This window comes from Paenibacillus sp. 01T47, from assembly GCF_056398245.1.
Window position 1 is genome coordinate 92774 of the sequence record NZ_JBFTPA010000003.1, and the last position, 26418, is coordinate 119191.

The window sequence follows — 26418 nt, forward strand, 5'->3', positions numbered from 1 at the left end:
TGATGCTTGTTTGTTTGCTCCTGCTTACTCCGTCACATGAAACGGCTTAAGAAACAGCTTAGGAATTTCAGTTTCAAACTTGACCAGCTTGCCGGTTATCGGATGCGTGAAGGACAATACGCGGGCATGCAAGCCAAGGCGGCCAATGATGCGTGTGCGTGCGCCGTATTTTTTGTCGCCAACAACGGGATGGCCGATGTCTTCCATATGAACGCGAATTTGATTTTTTCGGCCTGTCTCGAGATTCACTTCGAGTAGCGAGAAGTTTTTATTGGAACGAAGCACCTTGTAATGGGTAACGGCGTGCAGACCATCGTTCGGATAGGAGCTGGAATACATTTTGAGCGTTTTGCTTTCCTTCAGCCACGAACTGATTGTACCTTGCTCCTTCTTAACCAATCCTTCTACGAGCGCGATATAGCTGCGTTCTTGCACCGAATCCTGCCAGCTGTTTTGCAGCTGCTGCTGAACCGCCTCGCTTTTTGCAAACATCATGACACCTGACGTATCACGATCCAGACGATGCACAACGTAAATCCGGTTTTTCGTATTTTCGACCCGTACATGCGCCATAAGCTGACGATAGGCGGTCACTTCATTTTCTGGTGCAGAATCAGATGATATGGACAGAAGCCCCGATTCCTTCTTTATAACGATAATATGCTCATCCTCAAACAGGATCGCGAGCCCTTCCAGCGGTATTTTATCCTGCGGCCGGTCTCTGCCTACCGTAACGGTTTGACCGGGCTGAAGCGGATAGTTGTAAGCGGTCGTTGATTTTCCGCCTACAGATACTTGTCCATTCGCTAATATGGATTTCACTACATTGCGTCCAGCACCTGAAATATTTTTTATGAGAAAGGGAAGCAGTTCCATCGGTTCGTTAACCGGGTAGGACTTGCTCTTATCTGCTTGTGATTGAGGAGCTCCGCGCTTTTTTCCCCTGTGCATGCCAAAAAACCTCCTAGATTCAATGCTCCTACTATACCATGAGTATGGGCTTCAGTTCTAATCTTCTGTTTAGCAGTTTAACCATGCTCTATGAATCTCGATCTAATAGACAAAGAGTTAAGAGGAGTGGTAGGATTAATGATAGATTTACCAAATGGTGAAAAAGGAAAAGTTTGGAGGAAATGATCGCGTGAAAACAAAAATTATAAAGACTATGCTAAGTCCTATGCTCATTGCCGGGTTATTGCTTGCCCCATTGTCAACACTTAGCGTAGATTCTGTAGCGGCAGCCAGCGCTGCAAGCAAGACGGTTGCCGTATCGACGCAACAACTGCAGGTGATTGTAGATGGCAAGAAATTAGCTCTATCAGCCGGCGCGTATGCAGAGAAAGGCGTCACATTTGTTCCGATGCGCGATATTTTTACAGCACTGGGCGCTACCGTAACTTGGGAAGGCAAGACGGAGACGATTATTGGACGTAAAGGCAATCGTTCTATTTCTCTTAAAGTAGGCATGAAGCAAGCGGTCATTAACGGTAAAACAGTGAAGCTCGATTCACCTGCTGTCGTTCGCAAAGGCGTTACGTTTGTACCCGTTCGGTTCATCTCGGAAGCTCTTAACGCAAATGTGAAATGGGATAAAGCCGCTAACGCGGTTCGAATCACATCGCAAGAGGCTGCCGAGCAAGCAGAATACAACGAATGGCTTGAGCAGCAGAAAAACATTCCTAGACTTACTCCTAAAGAAATCGTAGATAAATATGATGAGAGTGTTGTTCTCATTATGACCAATCGCGCTCAAGGCAGCGGCGTCGTTATTGGTGATAACCTGATTCTTACTAATTATCATGTTATCGGAGATGCAGCCTCTGCTACTATGTTGGATGTTTATGGTGATGAGCTGAAGATTACAGGCGTAGTTCATTATGATAAGGCAGCAGATCTAGCTATTGTTAAAACAGAAAAATCAATTGACATTCCGCCGGTCGTTCTAGGTTACGGGTTAAACTCGTATAAAGGCGGCAAAGTCGTTGCCATTGGAAGTCCGCTTGGACTGCAAAATACAGTTTCAGACGGTCTGATTAGCAACATCACCTATGAAGACGGTATCCGATACATTCAGACAAGTGCTCCGATCGATCACGGCAGCTCAGGCGGGGCATTGTTTAATGAGTTCGGAGATCTTATTGGTATCACCACGCTTGGATACTCTGGGACGAGCGCGGATTTGAATTTTGCTGTATCCGTTATTCATGCTGCTAGTTTGAATAGCGAAGTGACAGAGGAGAAAATAAATAACGCCAAGTTTTTACCTTCAAGCTTGCCGGATACGCTCGTTGGCGCTCCTCTGGCTGATATCGAGAAGGTGCTGAAAGATCAATTCTCTTCTGTATCTACTACAGAAGGTGAGGCTAAGTTTACGAAGTGGGAAGCCAAACGTGATTCCGCTGGCTGGCTCGTTCTGACAGCAGATATTGATCCTAGGTTTTATATGTTATACGGAGCGTCGATGTCTCAGGAGCTCAGGCTTTGGGCAATTAATCTAGGGAATGAATTCCATAAGATGCTGCCGGATGAGAAAATTCAAGTGCTCATTTCCTTCGAGCGCGATTATGGTTTCGAGCCGCGCGGCTTTGAATCGGGCGAGGTTACAGCACTTGGCGGCGACAAATGGCGTGTTCGCTATCCAATCATCGATATGCAGCTCAAAAATGAACTTTATATTAAAGTAAGAGTGTAAAAAAATGGAGGCATCTGCTGCTGCGATCTGCGGCAAGGGATGCCTCTTCTTTTTTTTGATTTTTTTCTGTACAATAGAAGGCATCTTGCTATAAGCGCTGAAGGCTTTAGCGAACGTGCTTTATAGGCAAATGCTTAAGTTAGAGAGGTTATTACTTATGAAAGTGGTACTGTCCACATTAAATGCCAAGTTTATACACACATCACTGGCGCTGCGCTGTTTGAAGGCGTTTAGCGGCGATCGATTCGATATTGAAATTGCAGAGTACACCATCAAAGATCCAGTGATGAACATCGTGTCCGATATTTTTTCGAGAAAACCTGATGTAGTCGGATTCTCCTGCTACATTTGGAACATCGAAGAAACGATTACGGTTATTAATATGCTGCGCAAAATCATGCCTGAAATCAAAATTATTTTAGGCGGTCCTGAGGTCAGCTATGATATGGACTATTGGATGGAGCGTGTGCAAGAGGTTGATTTTATCGTGGTGGGCGAAGGCGAAGAGACCTTCCATCATTTGCTTACTGAGATTGAAGGCGATGGCAAATACCATATGGTATTTGGAATTACGTATCGGAAGCAGCGCGAGGATCGCGTCGAGGTGCTGATTAATCCGCCGCGTCCCAAGCTGAATCTGAATGAGCTGCCATCCCCGCATCGCTTTGAGGAGGATATTCCTCATTTGGGAAGCCGTGTCGTTTATTTTGAGACAAGCCGAGGCTGCCCGTTCAGCTGCCAGTTTTGCCTATCCAGTATCGAGGTTGGCGTTCGTTATTATGATATGGAGCGGACGAAAGCAGATATTTTGTATTTGATCGAAAAAGGCGCCAAGCTTATTAAATTCGTCGATCGAACATTTAATATTAAACGGGATTACGCGCTTGAAATTTTTGAGTTTTTGATTAAAAACCACCAGGGCTGTGTTTTTCAATTTGAAATAACAGCAGATATCATGAGACCTGAGGTGCTTGATTATTTGGCTGAAAATGCGCCTCCAGGCATATTCCGCTTTGAAATTGGCGTACAATCTACGAATGATCCAACAAATGAAGCGGTTCAGCGTCGTCAGAACTGGATGAAGCTGGTGCGTACCGTTATGAAAGTGAAAAATTCTCAAAAAATCGATCAGCATCTTGATTTGATTGCCGGTCTGCCGCTTGAGAACTATGATACGTTCCGCGGAACGTTTAATGATGTATTCGAGCTGCGTCCCGAGGAGCTGCAGTTAGGCTTTCTCAAAATGCTGCGCGGTACGGGGCTACGCCGTGAAGCAGATAAATGGGGCTATATTTATATGGACAGATCGCCTTATGAAATGCTGGGCAATGATCTGATGCCATTTGGCGATATCGTTCGCATTAAGCGGGTAGAGGATGTATTGGAGAAATATTGGAATGCGCACCGAATGGATCATACGCTGCTTTATTTGGTTGATCGTGTGTTTCCATCGCCATTCGACTTCTTCCAGGCGTTCGGCGATTTCTGGGAACGAAGCGGCTGGCAAAAGATCGGCCATCAGCTGGAGGATCTGTTCTCGCGGCTCTCGGCATTTCTTGGATCGCTGCCTATCTCAGCAGAGAAGAACTTCGAACAGGTGCCAGCACTGCAAGAGGATACGAAGAGAGTTTCTGCTTCACCGGAAGAGATACTAGCAATTGCAGGCGAACGCTTAGATAAGGACGTCGTGCTGGGGCTAATGAAATACGATTATTTCCTTAATCATAATTATAAGCCTCGCAAAATTTGGTGGGAGTTTACGATGGACAAGTCGCTGTGGAGCGGCTGGATGCGCCACTTAGCGGATCGCCCAGAGGATGTATCTCCTGAATTCGCAGCACTGCGATTTGGCGAGAAGGAGCTTCACAAACATGCGGTTATTGAGAAGCTGCCCTTTGATCTTGCAGCATTCCTTGCTACAGGAGAGGTTGATCGCGAACATCATACGCTGCTCGTTGTTCTGTATGCACTTGAGGCAGGCAGCAGCAAACCGAAGCCGCGTCCTTTCACTTTAAAGATTAAAGCTGGTCAAGAAGCGATGATTAAGTAGTCCTGATTGAAATGAAAAGAACCTCCAAACCCATGAAGCAAACGGGTTTGGAGGTTCTTTGTTATTGGTTTGAAAATATGAAATTAAACAGAAGCAGGTACAATGCTGCGAAGTACAGTCATGCTGCCGGAGAGCTCATAGTCGCCAAGGTTAGCGGGAAGGAGGAAGCACTCGCCTGCTTTAACGGATTGCTCGCCATCCGCCCATTTCACTTGTCCCTCACCATCGGCAACTACAAGGATAACGAAGCTATCAAGCGATGTGGACAGCTTCCAAGGCGCGGCTACGATACCCTTCTCAACGATGAAGTAAGGAGAAGAAGCGATGGTCAGCCACTGGCCAGCTACTGCGCTGTCTGTTTTCATCCGCTCAGCGCCTGCGCCTTCATAGGCAATGACATTAAGGGAATCTTCGATATGAAGCTCGCGCAGCTGACCATCAAGCCCAAGGCGATTGTAGTCATGCAAGCGATAAGTAGTGTCGGAGTTTTGTTGAATCTCAGCTACAACTACGCCAGAGCAGAGAGCATGAACGGTTCCTGCGGGAATGTAAAATGCATCACCGGCTTCAACAGTTACTTCTTGAAGCGCGTCCATAATGCGGCCTTCAGTGATTGCTGCTTCCATTGATGCACGGTCAATGCCGTCTTTTAGGCCATAGATGATTTTTGCGCCTGGCTTAGCGTCGAGGATGTACCACATTTCTGTTTTGCCAAGCTCGCCTTCAGGCAGCCCTTCATATGCATCCGTTGGATGGACTTGAATGGATAGGTCATCATTGCAATCGAGCAGCTTGATAAGGAGCGGGAAACGTCCGTTTTTCTCGGAAAAGCCTTGTGAGCCAAACCATACAGGTCCGTAAGTTTCACGAATTTGGTCAAGTCCAACGCCAGCAAGCTCGCCGTTCATTACTTTTGTAATGCCGTTAGGGTGATCACTGATCATCCAGCCTTCGCCAATTGAGCCTTCAGGCATTTCAAGGCCAAAACCTTCTAGTGCGCGTCCTCCCCAAATACGTTCTTTCATTTCCGCTTTAAATTGTAATGGATAAGGTTTTACTGTCATTATTTATCTCTCCCATATTGGTAGTATGTCGTTCTACTGCAGCTAAAAAATAACATTCAGAGCAATTGGCTTTAAAGAGCTGTAAGGTCAACGCGTTGCCAAAGATTAACGAGCAGTTGGACGTTTCTCGGCCGCTATAAGGTAAGGGGCTGCCTTGCGCTGGGTCTGCCTGTAAATAACGGTCTGCGCTAGGCTTTGAGGCAGCTGCTCTGCCCATGATTCCACGGAGGCGGCTTCCTCAGCACCGCCAGGATGCCCTGGATACAATACGCAGGTCACGATACCTCCAGGACGCAGCAGCATGATAGCTGCATCGAGCGCAGCCAGTGTTGTTGCAGGCTCGGTTATGATCGTGAGATCATCGCTTCCCGGCAAATAACCGAGATTGAACATTACGGCTGAGACTTGTCCGATAATAGAAGGATCAACAGTCTCAGCCATACTTGCGTGATTTCTCAGCACAAGTTTAATATCGGGATGCTTATTATTATTTTGAAGGGAAGAAAGGCGCTCTTGCGTGCGATCAAGCGCCTCTTGCTGGATATCAAAGGCATATACCATGCCGTTAGGTCCAACAAGCTCGGCAAGCGCAAGTGTATCTACACCGCCGCCGGCAGTAGCATCAATGACGATGTCACCCGGTGAGGTACGCTCGTTGATCCATTTGTGAGCCATGCTCAGGACTGATAGAAAACCCATATCTCGCTAAACCTCCTGCTGCCATAACTTGCCTTGCCACGTATTGCGGCGCTTCAACTCGTCGTCGAAGGCATTCAGCACTGACCATTTATTCATGCTCCACATCGGACCAATCAACAGGTCACGCGGCGCATCTCCCGTAAGGCGATGTACGATCATTTCCGGCGGCAGAAACTCAAGTGTATCAACAATTAATTTCACATATTCATCCTGCTCAAGAAATTGTAGCAGACCAGCCTCGTACTGACGTACCATCGGCGTCTTGCGCATGAGATGAAGCAAATGAATTTTAATGCCTTGCACGTCCATCTTGGCGACGGCGCGACCTGTATCAAGCATCATTTCATGCGTTTCCTGAGGAAGACCGTAAATGATATGCGCACATACGCGTATGCCGCGTTCCCGAAGACGCTTTACGGCATCGAGATAGCAGGCCGTATCATGTGCCCGGTTGATGAGCTCTGAAGTAGATTCGTGCACGGTTTGAAGTCCCATCTCCACCCAAAGGTAGGTTCGTTCATTCAGCTCAGCCAAATAATCGACTACATCATCGGGCAAGCAATCAGGACGTGTTGCAATAGACAAACCAACAACGCCAGGCTGCTGCAAAATGACTTCATAATATTCCCTCAACTCTTCAACGGGCGCATACGTATTTGTATAAGCTTGAAAATATCCAATATACTGCGCATTTTGCCATTTCTGATGCTGACGGTCCCGTATTTTATTGAATTGTGTAACGAGGTCGTCCCGCCTGCTGCCCGCGAAATCACCGGAGCCGCGAGCACTGCAAAATGTACAGCCGCCCTTTGCAATGGACCCGTCACGGTTTGGGCAAGTGAAGCCGGCATCAAGCGTAACCTTGAATACCTTGCCTCCCAACTGCTCATGCATTTCATAATTCCATGTATGAAATCGTTTATCGCCCCAAAGCAGTGGCTGCTGCTGTTGCGATGTTGATAATTTAATCATCGTTTTCCCCTTCATTCAAGACCTACACCCTATATTTTAGCGAAAAACGAGTGGAAAAGCCACGTTTGTCATGCGAATAGATATTGAATGTTCCGAAAACGCTTTAATTGGAAATATTTTTTGAAATGGGTGTTTTTAGACTTGCGTAACCTTACATGAAGTGTTATATTAAAAGTGCGACAAAACAACAAATAAACCTAACATAGCCCATATGCACCTGCATTCATGAAACGTCGATTAAATGGAAATACTCTTACTAATAAATCGATGAGGTGATTAGAGATGAATAATGTAACCAAAATCCCGCACGGCGACGATACTGTAACTGTTGAGCTAACTGTAAAAGAATTGATGGCGCTTACAGGCGTCCGCTTTCACAATAATCATGGTGTAGAAATTTCCGCTCGCAAGAAGTTGAATGAAGTATTAGTGGGAACATACGAACGTGAGCAGAAAGAGAACGCTCCGATTCCGTATCAGCTTTTGCTGTAACGACTATACATCCAATGACATGATAAGCAAGCCGCATCGCCGATAATTGGCTGCGGCTTTTTTCTATCCTCTTTACATTGCTCAATTTCTTGGGCACAATAAGGACTAGTCTATTCGTTGCATCGTCTACGATAAATGGAGGAATCACTGCATATGCGTTTAAGAGGAAGAAAAGGTATTCGTGAAAGTTTAGAGGGTCAGCCGGAGCTAGTCGTGCTCGATGCTGCGCCGCACAAAGGCAAGTGGCGTGAGTTTTTTGGCAACGACCAGCCTATATATGTAGAGCTTGGCATGGGCAAGGGTCGTTTTATTAGTCAAATGAGTGCTCGCTACCCGCACATCAATTTTATTGGTGTCGACATGTATGATGAGCTTCTTCGCCGCGCAAGCGAGAAGGCACGCATCGTATGGGAGCAAAAAGGGGAGTCTCATCCGCCCAATCTTGCGCTGCTTCGCGCTAATATTGAAGGAATTGAGACGATGTTTGCTCCGGGTGAGCTTGAACGTGTCCATCTGAATTTTAGCGATCCTTGGCCAAAGGCTAAGCATGCGCGCAGAAGACTAACGCATCCAAGACTTGTTGCCAAGTATATTGAACTGCTTAACGAGCGCGGCGAAATCCATTTTAAGACGGATTCACAATCTCTGTTTGAGTTTTCATTGAACAGCTTCGCGGAAATGGAGCTTATCATGCGCAATATTTCGCTTCATTTACACAAAGAAGGCCCTCGAGAGGACCTTGTGTTTACGGAATATGAGATGAAGTTTATGGAAAAAGGACAAAATATTTATCGTGTTGAAGCCGTTATCGGCTCCGAGGCTATTCGGAAGCATCGTGAAGCGAAACATGAGAAGTCGCTTAAAGAGGAAGCTGAGGCATCAGAATCCGTATCGAATGATTCGGATGATGAGGATAATTAATTTAGTCCTACTGCAGACGATACCCAGGAATAATTGACTGCCAAAGCTGTGATCGTTCCGATCAGTGCGCCAGCTGCAACATCAGATGGGTAATGCAGCCCTAGATACATTCTTGACCATCCAACGGATAGTCCAATTATTAACGCAAGCGGCACCAGCAGAGTCATCCATATCCCGCTAGTCAGCAATATAGGGACTAGCCATGCGAAGATCGCTGTTGTGTGTCCGGATGGAAATGAAGAATCGACAAGCGGCTTATGACATGTATTTACATCAGGCAGCGCTTGATAAGGTCGAAGCCGTTTGAATTTACGCTTTACAATTGCTACTGGCAAATGGCTTATGACGACCGCAGTCAAGCATTGCCACCCAGTAAGGCTCCAAGGAGCAGGTGCAAGTAGTGCATATAGAAGGGCGGTTGCGAGCGTAAAGGTTGCGCCGCCCATATGTGTGACCGTGCTTAACCATTTCCCCAGAATTCGATGTCTTTTTCTCCCTGAAGGTCTCCGGTTTGCCCAAATCAATAATCTTTGCTCACTCGTTTTCAGCCAGCCTATCATTCGTTCCATCGCTGTCATCCTCCTAACGGTGGCTTACTTCTATAACATTTATCAATTCCAGACTTAATTTTAGCATGTTTTTGTTCGCTGAGCGTAAACTATTTCTTGTCCCTATATTAAGGATAAGTAAGTATTATAGCACTAACTTGCTTTCCATGGGTGCTGCCTGATGAGAATGCGCTGTCATGCGTCTATCGGTATCCTGTTTTCGCTCCAAATACAGGGAATAAATATTGATTTCAAATTACTGTTTAATAATGTGCATTTGATGGTAAAACTGTAATGGACAAATTCCACGCGGTTGTGACAGGGTCTGTCGAAACCGCAAAAGATGTCGGAACGGAACTTTCTCGTTCACTTGTTCGTCACATAGACCTATTTCGATTTAAGAAACATTTTCACACATTTTAACGTAAATAAGGACGTTAGTGCTAAAAACTTAGCAATTGGTTGAAAATAAGGCTGAGTCGTCGTAAAAGGAGGTAATGTATTCATCCGTGTGCAATGCAAGCGTTTTTCTGCCGAGATTAAGCGCAATGAAGACTAATTCAACTTTTGACAAAGAAGTTGTTTCTGTGGAGAATCAATTAAGGTCCGAGAGTGTTTGCAGAGAAACACTCATACAAAGAGAAAATATATAATAAAAAGCTTACGGCAGCCACGGGTGGATGCTGAAAAAAAGCAAAAAAAATGGGGTCTAAAGGGGTAATGCCGCATGTTCAATACGATTATGTTTGTGGTTCAAATTCTATTTGCGTTGCTAGGTGTGTATCAGCTGTTTTTAACGTTTTTCGGATGGCGGCGTAAAAAAGAAGATCTTTCTCATGCACCGAAAAAAACATTCGCACTGCTGATAGCAGCTCATAACGAAGAGCAGGTTGTTGGCGCACTGATTGAAAACTTGCAAAAAATGAAATATCCACGGGAGCTTTATGATATTTTTGTAATTTGCGATAATTGCACCGATGGTACAGTCGATGTTGTAAATAGTTATGATGGAGTATATGCATGTGTTCGTGAAAATCCAAATCAACGCGGCAAGGGCTTTGCAGTTGAGTGGATGCTTAAAGAGTTGTGGGCTATGCCAAAGAGCTACGACGGCGTAGCGATCTTTGATGCCGATAACCTTGTAGCGACTGATTTCTTGCAGTACATGAACAATGATTTGAGCAATGGATTCCGAGTTATTCAAGGCTACCTGGATACAAAAAATCCAAATGATTCTTGGGTCAGCTCAGCAAATGCAATTAACTACTGGTTCTGCAACCGGCTTTGGCAGCTTCCGCGTACAAATCTTGGCCTTGCCAACTTTCTAGGTGGAACAGGCATGTGCTTTGATTCAAAGCTGCTTCAGGAAATGGGCTGGGGAGCTACAAGCTTGGTTGAAGATTTAGAATTTACAGTCCGCTGCATTAAACGCGGAATTTATCCGAAGTTCAACTTTGAGGCAAAGGTGTTCGACGAGAAGCCGATTACGTTCCAAGCATCAGCTCGCCAAAGGCTTCGCTGGATGCAAGGACACTTTGATGTTACTCGTAAACATATGCTTCCTCTGCTTTGGCAGGGAATCAAGGATCGCAGCATGACGAAGATTGATGCGGCCCTTTATGTGTTCAATGCTTATAATTATTTGGCTGGATTTTTTATTGCAGCGATCATTTGGGGAGACATCCTGCTGTCAGGCGGAGATAACGTCACCTCCGTGTACAACCTGCTTCCAATTTGGCTAAGCATTCCGTACATGGCATATATTTTTGTGCAAATACCTTTATCCATGTATATGGCTAAAGTTTCGTGGAAGCTATATTTGCGGATTCCGACCTTTCTATTGTTCACCTTGTCATGGTGGCCGATAACGGTGCATGCATTCTTCACGCAAAACAACAAAAAGTGGAGTCATACCCAGCATACACGTGTCATCCGTCTTGAAGAAGTTCAAAGCAAACAAGTGTAATCGCTTGTTGACAAGGCTTTGTAGGCCATGGTATAGTAACACGGTAACATTTACAACTAACTTAATACGCACAAGCAGAAGCACCCGCTTCTCACCTTTCGGCTCAGGCTGGCTGGTTCGCGATAATCGATTAGTCATTCCATCATTTCAACTGAAGTGATGCTCTGACATACATGTACGGTTATGAGATGCGGGTTCGAGCGAACCCGCATTTTTTTATTGCGTGGAGACATGAACAAACCATTTTTGGAGGTGGCACGTTATTAGCAGAGAACATCAAATCAATGATGAAATCCGGGCCAGAGAAGTGCGTTTAGTAGGCGCTGAAGGCGAGCAAATCGGTATTAAATCCATTCGCGATGCTATGCAGCTTGCTATCGAGCTGAATTTGGACCTGGTGAACGTCGCACCGACGGCTAAACCGCCGGTATGCCGCATCATGGACTACGGAAAATTCCGTTATGAGCAGCAGAAGAAAGAAAAAGAAGCACGCAAAAACCAAAAGATCGTTGATCTTAAAGAAGTTTGGTTCCGTGCTAACATTGATGAAAATGACTACCAAACGAAGTTTCGTAACGTTGTTAAGTTTCTCAATGAAGGCGATAAAGTGAAAGCATCCGTAAGATTCCGCGGTCGTGAGATTGCACATGCATCTCTAGGCCAAAAGATTTTGGATCGTCTTTCAAAAGAGGTTGCCGAATTATGCAGCGTTGAGCGCGCTCCTAAGCTGGAAGGCCGGAGCATGATTATGATTTTGGCACCCAAAACCAACAGCTAACAACTGATGAAGAACTTTAAGGAGGATAACTGATATGCCTAAGATGAAAACTCACAGCAGTCTGAAAGACCGCTTTAAAATTACTGGAACTGGTAAAGTAAAACGTTACAAAGCTTACCGTAACCACTTGCTTTCACACAAATCCGGTCGTCAAAAACGCGTACTTGCTGGCCAACCGCTTATGGCTGCTGGCGATGTTCGTCGTTTGAAACAAGGCCTTGCTAACTTGTAATAATAAGCTACACCAAATAAGCTAATTCAACCTACAGGAGGTTTCCACTCATGGCAAGAGTTAAAGGCGGTTTTGTCCGCACTCGTCGTCGCAAAAGAATTCTAAAGCTAGCTAAAGGTTATTTCGGTTCGAAACATCGTCTGTTTAAAACAGCGAAGGAGCAAGTTGGTAAGTCCCTAATGTACGCTTACCGTGACCGTCGCAACAAAAAACGTGACATCCGCAGACTGTGGATCGTTCGTATTAACGCGGCAGCTCGTATTAACGGACTTTCGTACAACAAATTCATGCACGGCTTGAAACTTGCGGGCGTAGAAGTAAACCGCAAAATCCTTGCTGACCTTGCAGTTAACGATATGACTTCGTTCAACTCGCTTGCTGGCATTGCAAAAGAAAAAATTAACGCTTAGGCGTTGACCGCATATAAGGGCTGTCCAAGTCATCTAATCGATGATTTTTGGACAGCCTTTTTTGCGTTTTTTTTTTGCGAAAATGAACCGACATGCGCACATTTATTAGAGCAGAGGACAAATAAACAGACGGATGCCACCCTCCGCGAATATGCTGTAGGACAACGGGAAGGGAGGGATTTCGCATGCGTAACGTTTCCAAGCAGCAAGTACGGAAACTGGTCGGCAAATCCATTTATGCAGTACGTCCTGACGGCTCTGTCGTCACTGGCAAGCTCGTTCGGGTACACCAAAATAAACTGATCGTCGCTCCACTCGAAAAAGACAAAGGCAAGCTCGTGCAAACGAAAGCAATTTTGCCTCTCGTATTGTTTGACCTTCTTGCCATCGGCACGCTTCCTTTATGGGGCGGCGGCTTTGGTGGTGGTTTTGGCGGTGGCTACGGCGGCGGCGGCAACTGCTGCAATAACAATTTTAACCAATACGGCAATGGCAACTATGGTGGCTATGGTGGCAATGCTGGTTATAACGGCAATGCTGGCTACGGCGGTTATGGAAACCAGGGCTACAACGGTTTTTAATGGCAATTAAGTAATCATAGCGGGGTGAGCGGTTTAAGTAATTCGTAGCAGCGCAGCTCAGGATAGTATTGGACGGTATAGTAACCAAGCTTACTATAGAGTTGATGTGCTTTACCATTAACCTGATCGACAAACAGCCTGGCGACTTTGCAATTCTGCGTTTTGCCGTAAGCTTCGCTATGAGCTATTAATTTTCTGCCCCATTGTCTATTCCGATGATCAGGATGCGTGACCATCATATCTAAATAAAGCACCTCACCCATCACTTCAAAATGGATGAAGGAGACTGGAGGGCTTTTTTTAGATAAGGATGCTACAAAAGTAACACCGCGACGGAAACGCTTAGGGAGCTCTCGAATCGTTTGCGCATCATGTTGGTGTACCGTATGGGATAAGGGAATAAGCTCATTGCGAATGAGGCGAACCACTTCGGCTTGATCATACCTAGGCTCATAAATACGAATCATGCTCATCATTCCATTTCTACCGCGCCAAATGGATCTGGGACGCAGCATGAATTTGCCGCATTAGGGCTAAACTAGTATATGTAGCGCGCTAAAGGATTGCGCCGAATACATTTTACAACAAGAGTTGTTTATGGTTCTTGACGAACGGAGATTCACGGCATATAATAAGGAAAGTCTTATCTACCACGTACTGGTATTCGTACCATGTGGTAAATACAAAATCAGCATTGATGAGGACGAAGTGCTTAGGGCCCTTTTGAACAGAGAGCGGATGGATTAGCTGCAACCATCGCCAAAATCCCTTTTCTACGAGCTCACCTCGGAGCTGTTTCCTTGAAAAGCAACCATGTGTTGCCTATTAGGGGGAATCGCAGGGCAAGCGTTACAGTGCCATTGGTAGAACGTATATGCATGACGTTCTTACTTGTAGAGGTTATACATCGGGAGATGTGTAACGAATTTGGGTGGTACCACGGAAGATATACCTTTCGTCCCTCGTTGCTTCGTATTGGAGCATGAGGAACGAGAGGTTTTTTTGTTTTTTCTGAGAGGAGGATGACTGATGATAACGCAAGGTGCAACACTGAAGTCAAAAGAGGAAATGAAGGAAAGAATTTCGAAACCTGAGGTTATTTCTGGTTCGGAAATTTTGCTAAGAAGTCTATTGCTTGAGGGTGTAGATTGTGTGTTCGGCTATCCAGGTGGAGCAGTGTTGTACATTTATGACGCGATGCACGGAAACCCCGATTTCAATCATTTACTAACACGGCATGAGCAAGGCGCGATTCACGCGGCAGACGGTTACGCCCGCGCAAGCGGCAAAGTAGGCGTATGTATCGCTACATCAGGTCCTGGTGCAACAAACCTCGTGACGGGAATTGCAACTGCATATATGGATTCCGTACCACTAGTTGTTATTACCGGTAATGTCATCTCCAGCCTGATTGGCAGCGATGCTTTCCAAGAGGCAGACATTACGGGAATCACAATGCCAATCACTAAACACAGCTACTTGGTTCGCGACGTTGAGGATTTGCCTCGTATTATTCACGAAGCATTCCATATTGCCAACACAGGGCGCAAAGGTCCAGTATTGATCGATATTCCGAAGGACATCTCAGCGGCTAAGACATTGTTCAAGCCAGTAACAGAAGTAAGCATCCGTGGTTACAATCCAACGGTCACGCCTAACAAGAATCAAGTGGATAAACTGATTAAGGCGATTGAGCAAGCGGAGCGCCCGCTTATACTAGCAGGCGGCGGAGTCGTTTACTCTGGCGGACATGAAGAGCTGTTCGAATTCGTTACTAAAACGCAAATACCAATTACAACAACATTGCTTGGTTTGGGAGCTTTCCCAAGCGGCAATGATTTATTCCTAGGCATGCCAGGCATGCATGGCACATATACGGCTAATAAATCGATTCAAAGCGCAGACTTGCTAATTAATATTGGCGCTCGCTTCGATGACCGCGTAACCGGCAAGCTTGCGGGCTTTGCTCCACTGGCGAAAATCGTACACATCGATATTGATCCAGCGGAAATCGGCAAAAACGTACCAACAGACATCCCGATTGTCGGTGATGTAAAGACTGTTCTTGAAATTGTGAATAAGCTCGCGAAACGTGCAGACAAAGCGGATGATTGGCGTGCGAAGCTCAAAGCTTCATGTGAGCAATATCCGTTCAGCTATACGGATTCTGACGTTGAGCTTAAGCCGCAGTGGGTTGTAGAGCTGATCCATGAGACAACGAATGGCGATGCGATTGTAACAACTGACGTTGGTCAACATCAAATGTGGGCTGCTCAGTATTACAAGTTCAACAAGCCTCGTTCATGGGTTACTTCCGGAGGGCTAGGCACTATGGGCTTCGGATTCCCTTCTGCTATCGGCGCTCAAATGGCGAATCCGGATCGCGTAGTCGTTTCCATTAATGGTGACGGCGGGATGCAAATGTGTGCGCAAGAGCTTGCAATTTGCGCAATTAACAACATTCCGGTTAAGGTAGTAATTATCAATAATCAGGTGCTCGGTATGGTAAGACAGTGGCAGGAGCTTATCTATGACAACCGCTACAGTCATATTGATCTCTCAGGCAGCCCAGACTTTGTGAAGCTGTCAGAAGCTTACGGAGTTAAAGGCTTCCGCGCAACGAACAAAGAAGAAGCTCGTGCCGCATGGGAAGAAGCATTACGCCATCCTGGTCCAGCTGTTGTTGAGTTCGTCGTTCGCAAAGAAGAGAACGTATACCCAATGGTAGCGCAAGGAAGCACCATCGACGAAATGATCATGGGGGATGCGGAATGAAAAAACACACGATCGCAGTAATCGTTAACGATCAGCCCGGCGTTCTACAGCGCGTATCTGGTCTGTTCGGACGCCGCGGCTTCAACATTGAAAGCATAACGGTTGGTTCCAGCGAAGAAGCAGGCTTGTCGCGTATGGTCATCGTCACTTCTGGTGATGATCATACGCTCGAGCAAGTAACGAAGCAGCTATATAAGCTGATTGACGTTATTAAGGTCATTGATCTTAGCTCAAATCCGATGGTTGGCCGCGAGCTTGCACTCATTAAAGTGAATGCAGAGCCAGCATCTCGTCCGGAAATTTTAGGTGTTGTTGAAACTTTCCGCGCAGCGGTTGTTGACATTGGCACTCATTCGCTTATGGTACAAGTAGTAGGGGACACTGAAAAAATCGATGCTATGGTTGAACTGCTTAAACCGTATGGCATTCGTGAACTGTCGCGCACAGGAGTAACAGCATTAAACAGAGGCAATTCCAAGTAATAAGAGTTCATCATTCAACATCCCGCTTTGAGCGGGAGTTTAAGGGGAGAACCGCTGCTTAAGGGTCATTCTCTGCTTAAACACCCGCTCAAAAGGGTTAAACTAAAGGAGGCAATTATTAATATGGCAGTTACAATGTACTATGAAAAAGACGCTGATCAAGGCGTACTACAAGGTAAAACAATTGCAGTTATCGGTTACGGCAGCCAAGGTCACGCTCAAGCACAAAATCTTCGCGACAGCGGCTTGAAAGTTGTTATTGGTCTTCGTCCTGGTAAATCCGCAGACGTTGCTAAAAAAGATGGTTTCGAAGTACTTACAGTTGCTGAAGCAACTAAAGTGGCTGACGTTGTTCAAATTTTGCTTCCTGATGAAACACAAGCGAAAGTGTACAATGATGAAATCGCTCCTAACTTGAAAAAAGGCGCGGCTCTTATGTTCTCCCACGGCTTCAACATTCACTACGGACAAATCGTTCCGAACAAAGATACAGATGTATTCTTGGTAGCTCCAAAATCTCCTGGTCACATGGTTCGCCGTACGTACCAAGAAGGCTTTGGCGTTCCTGGACTAATCGCTATTGAGCAAGATGCTACTGGCAATGCTAAAGCTATCGGTCTTGCATATGCTAAAGGTATCGGCTGTACTCGTGCAGGCGTTATCGAAACTTCTTTCAAAGAAGAAACAGAAACAGATTTGTTCGGTGAGCAAGCCGTTCTTTGCGGTGGTGCTACTGCACTAGTTAAAGCTGGTTTTGAAACGCTTGTTGAAGCTGGCTACGCTCCAGAAATGGCTTACTTCGAGTGCTTGCACGAGCTTAAATTGATCGTTGATATGATGTATGAAGGCGGAATGGCGTCCATGCGCGATTCTATCTCCAACACAGCTGAATACGGCGATTATGTAACTGGTCCTCGCATTGTTACTGAAGAAACGAAAAAAGAAATGAAACGTGTATTGGAAGATATCCAATCCGGTCGTTTTGCTCGTGACTTCATCTTGGAAAACCAATCGAACCGTGCAATGCTTACAGCTACTCGCCGTAATGAAGCTGCTCACCCGATTGAAAAAACAGGCGCACAGCTTCGTGAATTGATGCACTGGATCAAGAAGTAATAAAAGATAGAATGTAGGAAAATATCCCGGTTCGCCGGATCGTTTGACGATGAGCACGTAGTATCGCCATGTGGTCCGAGCGCACCGGGATCATTTTGTTCACGGAGGTGCATTGCACAAATGCGGAAAATATATGTTTTCGATACAACGCTTCGTGATGGAGAGCAATCTCCTGGGGTTAACCTGAACACGAAGGAAAAGGTAGAGATTGCCCTTCAGCTTGAAAGGCTGGGAGTGGACCGCATGGAAGCTGGCTTCCCTGCTGCCTCTCCGGGAGACCTTGCTGCAGTTAATGCGGTAGCACGAGCAGTTAAAAATGCTACAGTTATCGGACTCTCACGCTCGCGTGAGCAGGATATCGATGCTGTTCGTGAAGCGCTTATCGGCGCACAGGATCCGTGCATTCACGTATTTCTTGCTACAAGTCCGATTCACCGCAAGCACAAGCTGCGGATGGAGAAGGAGCAGGTGCTTGAAACGGCAGAGCGTGCCATTCGGTATGCAAAGCAATATTTTGACAAAGTTGAATTCTCAGCAGAGGATGCAGGACGTACAGAGCTGGACTTTCTGTGTCAGGTCGTTGAGATGGCCATTAAAGCGGGAGCAACGGTCGTAAACATTCCGGACACGGTCGGTTATATGAATCCGCAAGAATTTGGGAACATCTTCAAGGTGTTGAAGGAAAATGTGCCGAATATCGAAAAAATTCAGCTGAGCGCACATTGTCACAATGATCTCGGCATGGCGACTGCAAATTCGCTAGCAGCGATCTTGAATGGTGCAGATCAAGTTGAGGGTACGATCAATGGTATCGGGGAGCGCGCAGGTAACACAGCGATCGAAGAGATTGCAATGGCTCTTGCTACGCGTCCGGACTACTTCGGAGCTCAAACGACGCTGAACCTGAAAGAAATTGCCAAGACGAGCCGCCTTGTCAGCAAGCTGACGGGCATGGTCGTTCCAGGCAACAAAGCAATTGTTGGTGCCAATGCATTCGCGCATGAATCTGGTATTCATCAGGATGGCATGCTGAAAGAAAAAACAACGTATGAAATCATTTCACCGGATACGATCGGACTGAAGGAATCCAAGCTGGTGCTTGGCAAGCATTCAGGACGCCATGCGTTCCGTGAGAAGCTGATCGACCTAGGTTATGAGCTTGAGGACGAAGCGGTTAATGCTGCTTTTGCTAAATTTAAAGATTTGGCAGATCGCAAGAAAACCGTAAGTGATGAGGATATTCTTGCTCTGCTTGAAGAGAAGCTCATCGATACGCCGGAAGTATTCAAATTAGAAATGATCCAAGTCAGTTATGGCAATCAATCTACGCCAAGCGCATCCGTTCGGATTCGTAAAGCGGAGGGTGAGGTCATAGATGAAGCGGCAATCGGCAACGGTTCCGTAGACGCCGTCTATAACGCGATCGATAAGGTGACACAGGAAGTTGTGGAGCTTGAAGATTATTCGATCAAATCCGTATCGCAAGGCAAGGATGCGCAAGGTGAGGTTCATGTTGTACTAAAGCAGGATGATGTTTCTGCTCAAGGACGTGGACTTAGCACGGACATTCTTGAAGCTAGCGCGCGAGCATACATCGATGCACTTAATCGACTGATCGAGAAGCGCAAGACGCCAGGTCGCCGCGATAAGATGAGTCTAATCTAAATGAAAAGCAGTTCGCCAGAGTATAACCTTTGGGCGGACTGTTTTTTTGTTCTTTGATAGATATAGCTTCAAAAAAGGGATAATGAATGACCCTATAGTTACAGCCTATAGAGTAAATAGATTTTATATCTTGGTAATCAACTCGTTTTTATGGTACAAATGATAATAGAATGAGAATGAATGTGTAGACTTGAACTTTTCAACAGGATTCGCCAAGCAAAAACGCTTTAGCGTCCTTTGGACGCTGAAGTAGCTTTGACGGTGAAATATAAGCCCTTTATAAGCTAACAAACTTATAAATTCTTATATTTTTGAAAACGTTGAATGGACAAGTTTAACTCAAAACGAGGAGTGTTACATTATTATGTCAGAAGTTAAAAAAATTGCAGTTATTGCCGGCGACGGTATCGGCCCTGAGGTAGTTGGCGAAGCTCTTAAAGTGCTCAAAAAAACCGAGGAGCTTTACGGCTACAAATTCGAAACAGAACACGGCTTGTTCGGCGGTATTGCAATCGACGAGAAAGGCACACCATTGCCGCAAGAAACACTTGACCTTTGCAAAGGTGCAGACGCGGTATTGCTTGGCGCAGTAGGCGGACCAAAATGGGACAACAACTCCAAGGAGCTTCGTCCAGAAACAGGCTTGCTAGGCATTCGCAAAGCACTTGGCCTTTTCTCAAACATTCGTCCAGCTACCGTATTCGATTGCTTGAAAGAAGCTTCAACTTTGAAGCCAGAAGTGCTTGAAGGCACGGATCTCATCGTTGTTCGTGAATTGACTGGCGGTATTTACTTTGGCGAGAAATTCCGTCGTGAAGGAGCTGGCGGCGAAGAAGCGGTTGATACATGCGTATACAACGTGCAAGAAATCGAGCGCATCGTTCGTCAAGCATTCGATATCGCTATGACTCGCGGCAAACGTCTTGCTTCTGTTGATAAAGCAAACGTACTAGAAACATCCCGCCTATGGCGCGAAGTGGTAAACCGGATCGCTCCTGAATATCCAGAGGTAGAGCTAGAGCACGTGCTTGTTGACAACTGTGCAATGCAATTGCTTCGCCGTCCTTCGAGCTTTGATGTCATCGTAACAGAAAATATGTTCGGCGACATTCTTAGTGATGAAGCTGCAATGCTGACTGGATCAATCGGAATGCTCTCATCTGCATCGCTTGGCGAAGGCAGCTTCGGCTTGTATGAGCCGGTACACGGCTCAGCACCTGACATCGCGGGTCAAGGCATCTCCAACCCAATTGCAACAATCCTTTCCGTAGCGCTTATGTTCCGCCTTACATTTGGTTACCACGAAGCTGCTGCAGCAATTGAAGCAGCGGTGAAAGAAGTTCTTGATGCAGGCCACCGTACAGGTGATATTGCTGTTGATAAGAGCACAGCAATTGGCACAACAGAAATGGGCGATTTGATCGTAGCTGCTCTAAGAAAATAGCATCTAGATTGTAATTATTATAAATAAATATTAATTATAATATTGACTTGTTTATAAACTAGTGATACTATTTACTAGGTAAGTCACACAGACGAAGTGACATAAACAATAAAATTTATGGATAGGTCAAGGAGGTTTTCTATTATGGCAGAGCGTTTGGTAGGCCGTCAGGCCCCTGATTTTTCAATGGAAACAGCAACAGGTGACGGTAAAGATTTCGGTACAGCATCACTTGCAGATTATAAAGGAAAATGGTTGGTATTGTTCTTCTACCCACTAGATTTCACATTCGTATGTCCAACTGAAATTACTGCACTTAGCATGGCTGCAGCTGAATTCAAAAGCTTGAACACTGAAATTCTTGGTGTCAGCATTGATAGCAAACATAGTCACCGCGCATGGATCAACACGCCGGTTAACGATAATGGTCTAGGTCAACTAGAATTCCCTCTTGCTGCTGATATTACGAAAAGCGTAGCTCGTGACTACGGTGTATTGATTGAAGAAGAAGGTATCGCTCTTCGCGGTCTATTCATCATCAATCCAGAAGGCGAAGTACAATATCAAGTTGTTAACCACAACAACGTTGGCCGCAGCGTAGACGAAACTCTTCGCGTATTGCAAGCTTTGCAATCCGGTGGTCTTTGCCCAATCAACTGGAAACCAGGTCAACAAACTTTGGTATCGAAATAATATATTTCGAATAGCAGTATTAACAAAACCCGTGCCATTTAATGGTACGGGTTTTGTTTTTGTCTACATAGCGATACGGATAATGTGAGGAGAAAGCAGGAATTTCGTCCATGCAGAGCGAATATGGTATACTTAGCAACAGATAATAAAAAATGATAGGTTTGTTAACGCAAACTTTAGATGATGGTTTTGAAGATAGGTTTGCTACGCAAACCTAAGATGATGCTTACGAAGATAGGTTTACTGCGTAAACCTTTGAGGAGGAGTCGTCAATGAGTTTTTGCTGTGGAGCTAGTATGATTGGAACAAAAGGTACACTTAAGCATATTCGGACGCATATTCACAATGTGCCCATTATGTTTTGTCCTGTCTGTCACCGTGTAGATATTCATTATTTAATTGAAAATGAATATGAGATACTGGCCGAATATGCACATGGCGACGGTGCTGCTGAAGTTGATTTTCAGGAGTACGTAGAGCAAGAAGGCAAGGCGCTGCTTGAGAATTGTGTTAACCATGAGAATGAGGATCCAATGGATGTTGTCCACAGTCAAATCGATATGGCGCTTGATTTGCTAAGCTTTGCTAAGCAAATTGAGGATACGGAATGGCAGCTTGTTCTTAAGAAGCGTCTAGGGATGCTCAACAATAGAAGGAATAAGCTCCGTCAACGCCGTACTTCCGTTTAGTTTTTTAAACATGAATGGTGAGCCTCCTTCACGGGGGCTTTTCTTTATTTTGATCATATAAAAATGTATCATTTTGTAATTTTATTAGGTTCGTTTGTTTCTCAATCAACGGTTTTTTGGCGATATAAATGGCACTAAAGATGCTTTTAAATGTAAATTAAGATTTTCTCAGAATGTACCCCCCGAAACCGGGCAGACAGAAACGAATCATACTAATAGTGAGGTGGAGCGGTTGTTACTTGTTTTGTTCAAACGCTTTCTGCGGAAGTCTGTTTCTGCCAAAGCAGCAGAGGATGAGCAGAAGCTCACTCCAGAACAATGGGTTGCTCATATTCATGAAGGTGACGAACTGCTGCGTGAGCAGTTCATAGCAGACTATAAGCCATATATAATGAAAGTTACAAGTCGATTTTGTAAACGGTATATCGATCCGAGTCGAGATGATGAATTCAGCATAGCGCTGCTCGCTTTTAATGAAGCCATCAATCAGTTTTCCAGCAGTGCTGGAAAATCATTTCTCGGATTTGCTGAAACCGTCATTCGTCGTCGGCTTATTGACCATGTCCGGAAAGAACAGAGGCATTCTCAGGTTGTGCCTTACAGTATGTTCGACTCAGAGGATGAGGAGCAGCCTCAATATAATTCAGTCGAGACAAGACAAGCGATGACTGCATTTGAAATGAAGCGCACAGAGGACGAGAGAAGGCTTGAGATTACTGAGCTTAATCAAGAGCTTTTGCGATTTGGCATTTCCTTTGCAGAATTGGTAGACAATTCTCCCAAGCATACCGATTCAAGAAAGCTGTTGATTGGTATCGCGCAAACGCTCGTAAGTGAACCGGACTTATTAGATTCTTTAAGGCAAACGAATAAGCTGGCTGTAAAAGAGCTGACCGAAATGTGCGGCGTTTCCCGCAAAACGGTGGAAAGAAATCGAAAATATATTATTGCTATCGCACTAATCATTTCTGGAACATACCCTTACATGCATGATTATTTACATATATCCGATGAGCGCATCGTCGAGAATAAGGAGGCAAGCAAATGAAACGTGGAGTCGTTATGAGCATTCATAAGCAGTATGCAGTTGTGATGACGGCAGACGGTCAATTTTTGCAAGCCCCTATTCAGGGAACTACACAAATCGGAGAAGAAGTGACATTCGAAGAAGAGTTTAAGAAGCACATCATCCAGAGGCCGATTTATTGGTATGGGAGTGCTGCCGCCCTTATTTTGATTCTGTTTGTTCCACTTTTATTTTTCATGCAAAGAGACTCACAATCCGTAGTTGCTTACGTGAGCATGGATATTAATCCAAGCGTAGAGCTGGGCGTCGATGAAAACGAGAAAGTACGTGAGCTTCGCGCACTTAATGAAGATGGAGAAGTCATTATTAAAGGGCTCAAATACGCAGGTATTCATGTGGAAGAGGTTGCAGCTTCTATTTTGGAGAGGGCTAAAGGCTCACATTATCTGGATACGCCAAACAAAGATATTTTTATTACGAGTGTTTTATTAGACGACAATTTTGCGAGTAAAGGCGATTTTGAGAATATTTTGACGGGAAAAGTCGACGAGAAACTGAGAATGCTGCTCGCTCAGCTTGAGGCAGAAGCAGCAACTGCTACAATTACAACGTTGTCGCTGCCTAATGAGGTGCGTGAGGAGGCAGCTATAAATGGTATTTCTTCAGGCAAGATGGCCGTATATTTAATGGCAAAGGATGAAGGTTACAGTATCGAATTGGAGCAATTGAAAAAGCAATCCATCGATCAGGCAACAGCGTCTATCGGCGGAGTGAAGACGATTGTTAGCAATGCGGGAGATACGAGCAAAGAAAAGCTCAAGAAGCTGGTAGCACTGGAGAAAGAGGATAAGGTTAAGCAGCAAAAGGAAGAAACAAAGCCGAAACCGAAACCGATTAAACCGACTACGACTCCAACTGCAAACAAGCCTGTAAAAGTGGAAAAACCAAATAAGCCTGTCGTTAGCGGAGTAAATAAAGGCAACGCAACTAATAAGCCCAATAAAAACGGGACATGGGGCAACAAGCCGGTAATTACGCCAGGGAAACCAACTAAGCCAGTTCAGCCTACAATGCCGAGCGGCGGTAAAAACGATCATAACGATGACGACAAAAATAATAACAATCATAATCATGATCGAAATAATAATGATGATGACAATGATCGAAATCGAGATCGCAATGATCGCAACAATAATCGCAATAATAACGTAAACAGTCATCAAGGCAATCAGGAAAATCATAATTGGAAAAATCGAGATGATGATAAAAAAAATAAGGAATGGAAGTACGATTGGGATAGATGGTATAAAGGTCGGGGGAGCAACAATAATGATTAGACTTCCGATATAAAAATGAACAAATAGCAGGAAATGAATGCAGTAGGCTAAAGTCCTAGATGACTTTTGGGCAGACTTTTTGCCTATTTACGGTGCATAATTCGACAGGATTTCCGATTGACAGGGATTGTAAACTCGCCCTATGATTAGTAGTAACTGTAACCGTTATTTATAGATGCTGCCGGGGAGGAGTACAAGATGTTGGCCATTCGAAAGCGCTATTTCCCGGCGCTTGCCGAGTATATTCGGAGTGGTAAGGAAGTATCATTATTCCATGCTAACGAGCTTGGCAAGGAGCTTTACGGAATAAATCCTGAAGAAATTATTGCCGTACATGAGGAATGCATACAGTCTTTGGCTGCAAATGTTGACTCGGAGGAGGCTGTGCGATTATATAATCGTTCCTTTGTATTTTTAATGGAGATTATGGTTGCTTGCCGATTTCGTTTGCAGCCAGAGAGATCAACGGAGCAAAAATTCACTGAAATGCGAGAGATGCTTTTCAGGTCCAACCGCTCCTTTGAACGAGTCAAAAATAAGTATGAAAATGTTTTGCAGCACATGGACAGCGGAATTGCTTTGTTTGATAGTGATGGAATTTTATCGTTTATTAATGTACAAATGGCCAAGCTGCTCGACATCCCTCGGAAAACATTAATTGGTTGTACGATAAAGGAAATATTAAGACATCGGCGGCTTACTAGCAGCACGAAGCGAACAGTTCTTAGACTCTACAAAGAAATGTTTCTCATGCATAGCAAGTATTATGAGTTCCAACACAAAGATGGTAAACATCTATTGGTAACGGTTACATACGGTGATCAGTTAGACGGTGATTTTTTAATTAGCGTGAAGGATGTTTCTGAATATAAGCAAATTGAGCAGACGGCATTGCAAAACGACAAGCTTGCCATGCTCGGGAAAATTGCTGCTGCAATTGCACATGAAATTCGTAATCCGTTGACAAGCATTCGCGGCTTTATTCAGCTATTGCGGCCATATTTACTGGAAGTGGGCAAAGAAGAATACGCTCGTATTATTTTAACGGAAATCGACCGGGCAAATGATATCATTTATGAATTTCTAAATTCGTCCAAGCCATCAGCACCAATGAAACAATTGGTGTCTATCGATCATTTAATAAAAGAGGTTGTGCTTCTGACAGAAAGTGAAGCTTTGATGCGGAATTGCGAAATTAAAGCGGAGTGTTATTGCTCAGAGCATCTCGTCTCGATTGATGTTAAACAAGTGAAGCAGGTTATTTTGAACATTATTAAAAATTCACTCGATGCGATTGAAGAAGTTCAGAGCGAGCGAAGGGGCCTTATTGATATTATTACGCGTGGAAATGGACAATTTGCCGAAATTATTATTAAGGATAATGGAAAAGGCATGGACAAAGCAACGATGAGCAGATTGTTTGACCCCTTCTTTACGACGAAGCAGTCGGGTACAGGGTTAGGCTTATCGGTAAGCTACAGAATTGTTCGCAATCATAATGGTACGATTAGAGTGGATAGTCAATTAGGGGTAGGAACTGAATTTATTCTGACACTGCCATTAGCTTAATGTTCACTACAAAAGGATTGGCTTAGCTGAATTGAATCGGATGCTCTCCCCCAATCGTGGGCGGGGAGTATTTTGCTTTTTCATATCATGTTAGCTAAGTGACAAGTCTGCAATTATAAACATGGCAAAGAGGAGAACGCTTAGGTATAATGAGTTTGAAAAAAGCGATTGAAACGATTCAAATGAAATGGATTCGGTTAGGCAAATCCATTTGGA

General features: G+C 44.9%; 25 protein-coding genes and 1 other annotated feature. Of the genes, 19 read left to right on the forward strand and 6 right to left on the reverse strand.

Annotated features, from left to right (window positions below; translation table 11 throughout):
- Nucleotides 1-24: 24 nt before the first annotated feature.
- On the reverse strand, nt 25-951 hold the full coding sequence (locus AC1DOV_RS07845; RefSeq protein WP_083681946.1) for an RluA family pseudouridine synthase: 927 nt from the start codon (nt 949-951) through the stop codon (nt 25-27).
- 190 nt (nt 952-1141) lie between these two features.
- Here AC1DOV_RS07845 and AC1DOV_RS07850 point away from each other — a divergent pair, with 190 nt between their 5' ends.
- A complete protein-coding gene (locus tag AC1DOV_RS07850) occupies nt 1142-2692 on the forward strand; it encodes a stalk domain-containing protein (RefSeq protein ID WP_477549637.1) in 1551 nt (516 codons plus the stop codon).
- A gap of 157 nt (nt 2693-2849) precedes the next feature.
- Nucleotides 2850-4742: a B12-binding domain-containing radical SAM protein gene (locus AC1DOV_RS07855; RefSeq protein ID WP_477549638.1), complete on the forward strand. Its 1893-nt coding sequence runs from the start codon at nt 2850-2852 to the stop codon at nt 4740-4742.
- A gap of 83 nt (nt 4743-4825) precedes the next feature.
- On the opposite strand, the gene AC1DOV_RS07860 is transcribed toward AC1DOV_RS07855, so the two are convergent.
- From AC1DOV_RS07860 to mnmL, 3 genes are all read right to left on the reverse strand, one after another.
- On the reverse strand, nt 4826-5806 hold the full coding sequence (locus tag AC1DOV_RS07860) for a type I phosphomannose isomerase catalytic subunit (protein WP_477549639.1): 981 nt from the start codon (nt 5804-5806) through the stop codon (nt 4826-4828).
- 105 nt (nt 5807-5911) lie between these two features.
- On the reverse strand, nt 5912-6505 hold the full coding sequence (mnmM, locus tag AC1DOV_RS07865) for a tRNA 5-(aminomethyl)-2-thiouridylate-methyltransferase MnmM (RefSeq protein WP_477549640.1): 594 nt from the start codon (nt 6503-6505) through the stop codon (nt 5912-5914).
- A 6-nt stretch (nt 6506-6511) separates the two neighbouring features.
- Entirely contained in the window at nt 6512-7477 is a 966-nt protein-coding gene (gene mnmL / locus AC1DOV_RS07870) for a tRNA modification radical SAM protein MnmL/YtqA (RefSeq protein WP_339207558.1), read from the reverse strand.
- Nucleotides 7478-7759: 282 nt separating this feature from the next.
- Between mnmL and AC1DOV_RS07875 the strand changes: the two genes are divergently transcribed.
- Nucleotides 7760-7969 (forward strand): hypothetical protein, encoded by a 210-nt coding sequence (locus AC1DOV_RS07875; protein WP_076268017.1) that lies wholly within the window; start codon nt 7760-7762, stop codon nt 7967-7969.
- 153 nt (nt 7970-8122) lie between these two features.
- Nucleotides 8123-8890, forward strand: coding sequence for a tRNA (guanosine(46)-N7)-methyltransferase TrmB (trmB, locus tag AC1DOV_RS07880; protein WP_076268016.1), 768 nt, complete (start codon nt 8123-8125; stop codon nt 8888-8890).
- Here the strand turns inward: trmB and AC1DOV_RS07885 are convergent.
- Nucleotides 8887-9459 (reverse strand): phosphatase PAP2 family protein, encoded by a 573-nt coding sequence (locus AC1DOV_RS07885; RefSeq protein WP_076268015.1) that lies wholly within the window; start codon nt 9457-9459, stop codon nt 8887-8889. The two genes, trmB and AC1DOV_RS07885, sit on opposite strands and share 4 nt — an antisense overlap.
- A 706-nt stretch (nt 9460-10165) precedes the next feature.
- Between AC1DOV_RS07885 and AC1DOV_RS07890 the strand changes: the two genes are divergently transcribed.
- The 5 genes from AC1DOV_RS07890 to AC1DOV_RS07910 all read left to right on the forward strand — a co-directional run bounded on the left by AC1DOV_RS07890 (nt 10166) and on the right by AC1DOV_RS07910 (nt 13405).
- Complete coding sequence (locus AC1DOV_RS07890; RefSeq protein ID WP_076268014.1) at nt 10166-11404, forward strand: glycosyltransferase family 2 protein; 1239 nt, start codon at nt 10166-10168, stop codon at nt 11402-11404.
- Nucleotides 11405-11470: 66 nt separating this feature from the next.
- Nucleotides 11471-11628 (forward strand) — a sequence feature (ribosomal protein L20 leader region).
- A 56-nt stretch (nt 11629-11684) separates the two neighbouring features.
- The gene (gene infC, locus AC1DOV_RS07895; protein WP_144376751.1) at nt 11685-12182 is read left to right on the forward strand and encodes a translation initiation factor IF-3; all 498 of its coding nucleotides are present in this window, start codon (nt 11685-11687) and stop codon (nt 12180-12182) included.
- 34 nt (nt 12183-12216) lie between these two features.
- Entirely contained in the window at nt 12217-12414 is a 198-nt protein-coding gene (gene rpmI / locus AC1DOV_RS07900; protein ID WP_076268012.1) for a 50S ribosomal protein L35, read from the forward strand.
- A 50-nt stretch (nt 12415-12464) separates the two neighbouring features.
- Nucleotides 12465-12824 carry a 50S ribosomal protein L20 gene (gene rplT / locus AC1DOV_RS07905; RefSeq protein WP_054028358.1) on the forward strand — a complete coding sequence of 120 codons (360 nt, stop codon included), beginning with the start codon at nt 12465-12467 and terminating at the stop codon, nt 12822-12824.
- Nucleotides 12825-13009: 185 nt separating this feature from the next.
- On the forward strand, nt 13010-13405 hold the full coding sequence (locus tag AC1DOV_RS07910) for a hypothetical protein (protein ID WP_441879209.1): 396 nt from the start codon (nt 13010-13012) through the stop codon (nt 13403-13405).
- A gap of 14 nt (nt 13406-13419) precedes the next feature.
- Here the strand turns inward: AC1DOV_RS07910 and AC1DOV_RS07915 are convergent, their stop codons facing one another.
- The gene (locus AC1DOV_RS07915) at nt 13420-13920 is read right to left on the reverse strand and encodes a GNAT family N-acetyltransferase (RefSeq protein ID WP_083681944.1); all 501 of its coding nucleotides are present in this window, start codon (nt 13918-13920) and stop codon (nt 13420-13422) included.
- 514 nt (nt 13921-14434) lie between these two features.
- Between AC1DOV_RS07915 and ilvB the strand changes: the two genes are divergently transcribed.
- The 10 genes from ilvB to AC1DOV_RS07965 all read left to right on the forward strand — a co-directional run bounded on the left by ilvB (nt 14435) and on the right by AC1DOV_RS07965 (nt 26202).
- Complete coding sequence (gene ilvB / locus AC1DOV_RS07920) at nt 14435-16180, forward strand: biosynthetic-type acetolactate synthase large subunit (protein ID WP_339207561.1); 1746 nt, start codon at nt 14435-14437, stop codon at nt 16178-16180.
- The gene (gene ilvN, locus AC1DOV_RS07925) at nt 16177-16662 is read left to right on the forward strand and encodes an acetolactate synthase small subunit (RefSeq protein ID WP_076268009.1); all 486 of its coding nucleotides are present in this window, start codon (nt 16177-16179) and stop codon (nt 16660-16662) included. The genes ilvB and ilvN overlap by 4 nt, the downstream gene beginning before the upstream one ends.
- A 123-nt stretch (nt 16663-16785) precedes the next feature.
- Complete coding sequence (gene ilvC, locus AC1DOV_RS07930; RefSeq protein WP_076268008.1) at nt 16786-17778, forward strand: ketol-acid reductoisomerase; 993 nt, start codon at nt 16786-16788, stop codon at nt 17776-17778.
- 120 nt (nt 17779-17898) lie between these two features.
- Nucleotides 17899-19443, forward strand: coding sequence for a 2-isopropylmalate synthase (locus AC1DOV_RS07935; protein ID WP_477549641.1), 1545 nt, complete (start codon nt 17899-17901; stop codon nt 19441-19443).
- Between the two features lie 364 nt (nt 19444-19807).
- Nucleotides 19808-20887 carry a 3-isopropylmalate dehydrogenase gene (gene leuB / locus AC1DOV_RS07940; RefSeq protein WP_339207563.1) on the forward strand — a complete coding sequence of 360 codons (1080 nt, stop codon included), beginning with the start codon at nt 19808-19810 and terminating at the stop codon, nt 20885-20887.
- Nucleotides 20888-21031: 144 nt separating this feature from the next.
- Complete coding sequence (locus AC1DOV_RS07945) at nt 21032-21580, forward strand: peroxiredoxin (RefSeq protein ID WP_076268005.1); 549 nt, start codon at nt 21032-21034, stop codon at nt 21578-21580.
- A 272-nt stretch (nt 21581-21852) separates the two neighbouring features.
- Entirely contained in the window at nt 21853-22269 is a 417-nt protein-coding gene (locus AC1DOV_RS07950; protein ID WP_076268004.1) for a hypothetical protein, read from the forward strand.
- A 232-nt stretch (nt 22270-22501) separates the two neighbouring features.
- Nucleotides 22502-23317: an RNA polymerase sigma factor SigI gene (gene sigI / locus AC1DOV_RS07955; RefSeq protein ID WP_477549642.1), complete on the forward strand. Its 816-nt coding sequence runs from the start codon at nt 22502-22504 to the stop codon at nt 23315-23317.
- Entirely contained in the window at nt 23314-24633 is a 1320-nt protein-coding gene (locus AC1DOV_RS07960; RefSeq protein ID WP_477549643.1) for an anti-sigma factor domain-containing protein, read from the forward strand. The genes sigI and AC1DOV_RS07960 overlap by 4 nt, the downstream gene beginning before the upstream one ends.
- Nucleotides 24634-24831: 198 nt before the next feature.
- Nucleotides 24832-26202, forward strand: a complete 1371-nt coding sequence (locus AC1DOV_RS07965) for an ATP-binding protein (protein WP_076268001.1) — start codon at nt 24832-24834, stop codon at nt 26200-26202.
- The last annotated feature ends 216 nt before the right edge of the window (nt 26203-26418 follow it).

Coding starts and splice junctions, on each gene's coding strand:
- AC1DOV_RS07890 (WP_076268014.1), top strand. CDS start 10,166: ATGTTCAATACGATTATGTTTGTGGTTCAAATTCTATTTGCGTTGCTA.
- trmB (WP_076268016.1), top strand. CDS start 8,123: ATGCGTTTAAGAGGAAGAAAAGGTATTCGTGAAAGTTTAGAGGGTCAG.
- AC1DOV_RS07950 (WP_076268004.1), top strand. CDS start 21,853: ATGAGTTTTTGCTGTGGAGCTAGTATGATTGGAACAAAAGGTACACTT.
- AC1DOV_RS07965 (WP_076268001.1), top strand. CDS start 24,832: ATGTTGGCCATTCGAAAGCGCTATTTCCCGGCGCTTGCCGAGTATATT.
- AC1DOV_RS07960 (WP_477549643.1), top strand. CDS start 23,314: ATGAAACGTGGAGTCGTTATGAGCATTCATAAGCAGTATGCAGTTGTG.
- mnmL (WP_339207558.1), bottom strand. CDS start 7,477: ATGATTAAATTATCAACATCGCAACAGCAGCAGCCACTGCTTTGGGGC.
- leuB (WP_339207563.1), top strand. CDS start 19,808: ATGTCAGAAGTTAAAAAAATTGCAGTTATTGCCGGCGACGGTATCGGC.
- AC1DOV_RS07845 (WP_083681946.1), bottom strand. CDS start 951: ATGCACAGGGGAAAAAAGCGCGGAGCTCCTCAATCACAAGCAGATAAG.
- AC1DOV_RS07855 (WP_477549638.1), top strand. CDS start 2,850: ATGAAAGTGGTACTGTCCACATTAAATGCCAAGTTTATACACACATCA.
- mnmM (WP_477549640.1), bottom strand. CDS start 6,505: ATGGGTTTTCTATCAGTCCTGAGCATGGCTCACAAATGGATCAACGAG.
- AC1DOV_RS07915 (WP_083681944.1), bottom strand. CDS start 13,920: ATGCTGCGTCCCAGATCCATTTGGCGCGGTAGAAATGGAATGATGAGC.
- ilvN (WP_076268009.1), top strand. CDS start 16,177: ATGAAAAAACACACGATCGCAGTAATCGTTAACGATCAGCCCGGCGTT.
- ilvC (WP_076268008.1), top strand. CDS start 16,786: ATGGCAGTTACAATGTACTATGAAAAAGACGCTGATCAAGGCGTACTA.
- AC1DOV_RS07935 (WP_477549641.1), top strand. CDS start 17,899: ATGCGGAAAATATATGTTTTCGATACAACGCTTCGTGATGGAGAGCAA.
- rplT (WP_054028358.1), top strand. CDS start 12,465: ATGGCAAGAGTTAAAGGCGGTTTTGTCCGCACTCGTCGTCGCAAAAGA.
- ilvB (WP_339207561.1), top strand. CDS start 14,435: ATGATAACGCAAGGTGCAACACTGAAGTCAAAAGAGGAAATGAAGGAA.
- AC1DOV_RS07875 (WP_076268017.1), top strand. CDS start 7,760: ATGAATAATGTAACCAAAATCCCGCACGGCGACGATACTGTAACTGTT.
- AC1DOV_RS07945 (WP_076268005.1), top strand. CDS start 21,032: ATGGCAGAGCGTTTGGTAGGCCGTCAGGCCCCTGATTTTTCAATGGAA.
- AC1DOV_RS07910 (WP_441879209.1), top strand. CDS start 13,010: ATGCGTAACGTTTCCAAGCAGCAAGTACGGAAACTGGTCGGCAAATCC.
- rpmI (WP_076268012.1), top strand. CDS start 12,217: ATGCCTAAGATGAAAACTCACAGCAGTCTGAAAGACCGCTTTAAAATT.
- AC1DOV_RS07860 (WP_477549639.1), bottom strand. CDS start 5,806: ATGACAGTAAAACCTTATCCATTACAATTTAAAGCGGAAATGAAAGAA.
- AC1DOV_RS07885 (WP_076268015.1), bottom strand. CDS start 9,459: ATGGAACGAATGATAGGCTGGCTGAAAACGAGTGAGCAAAGATTATTG.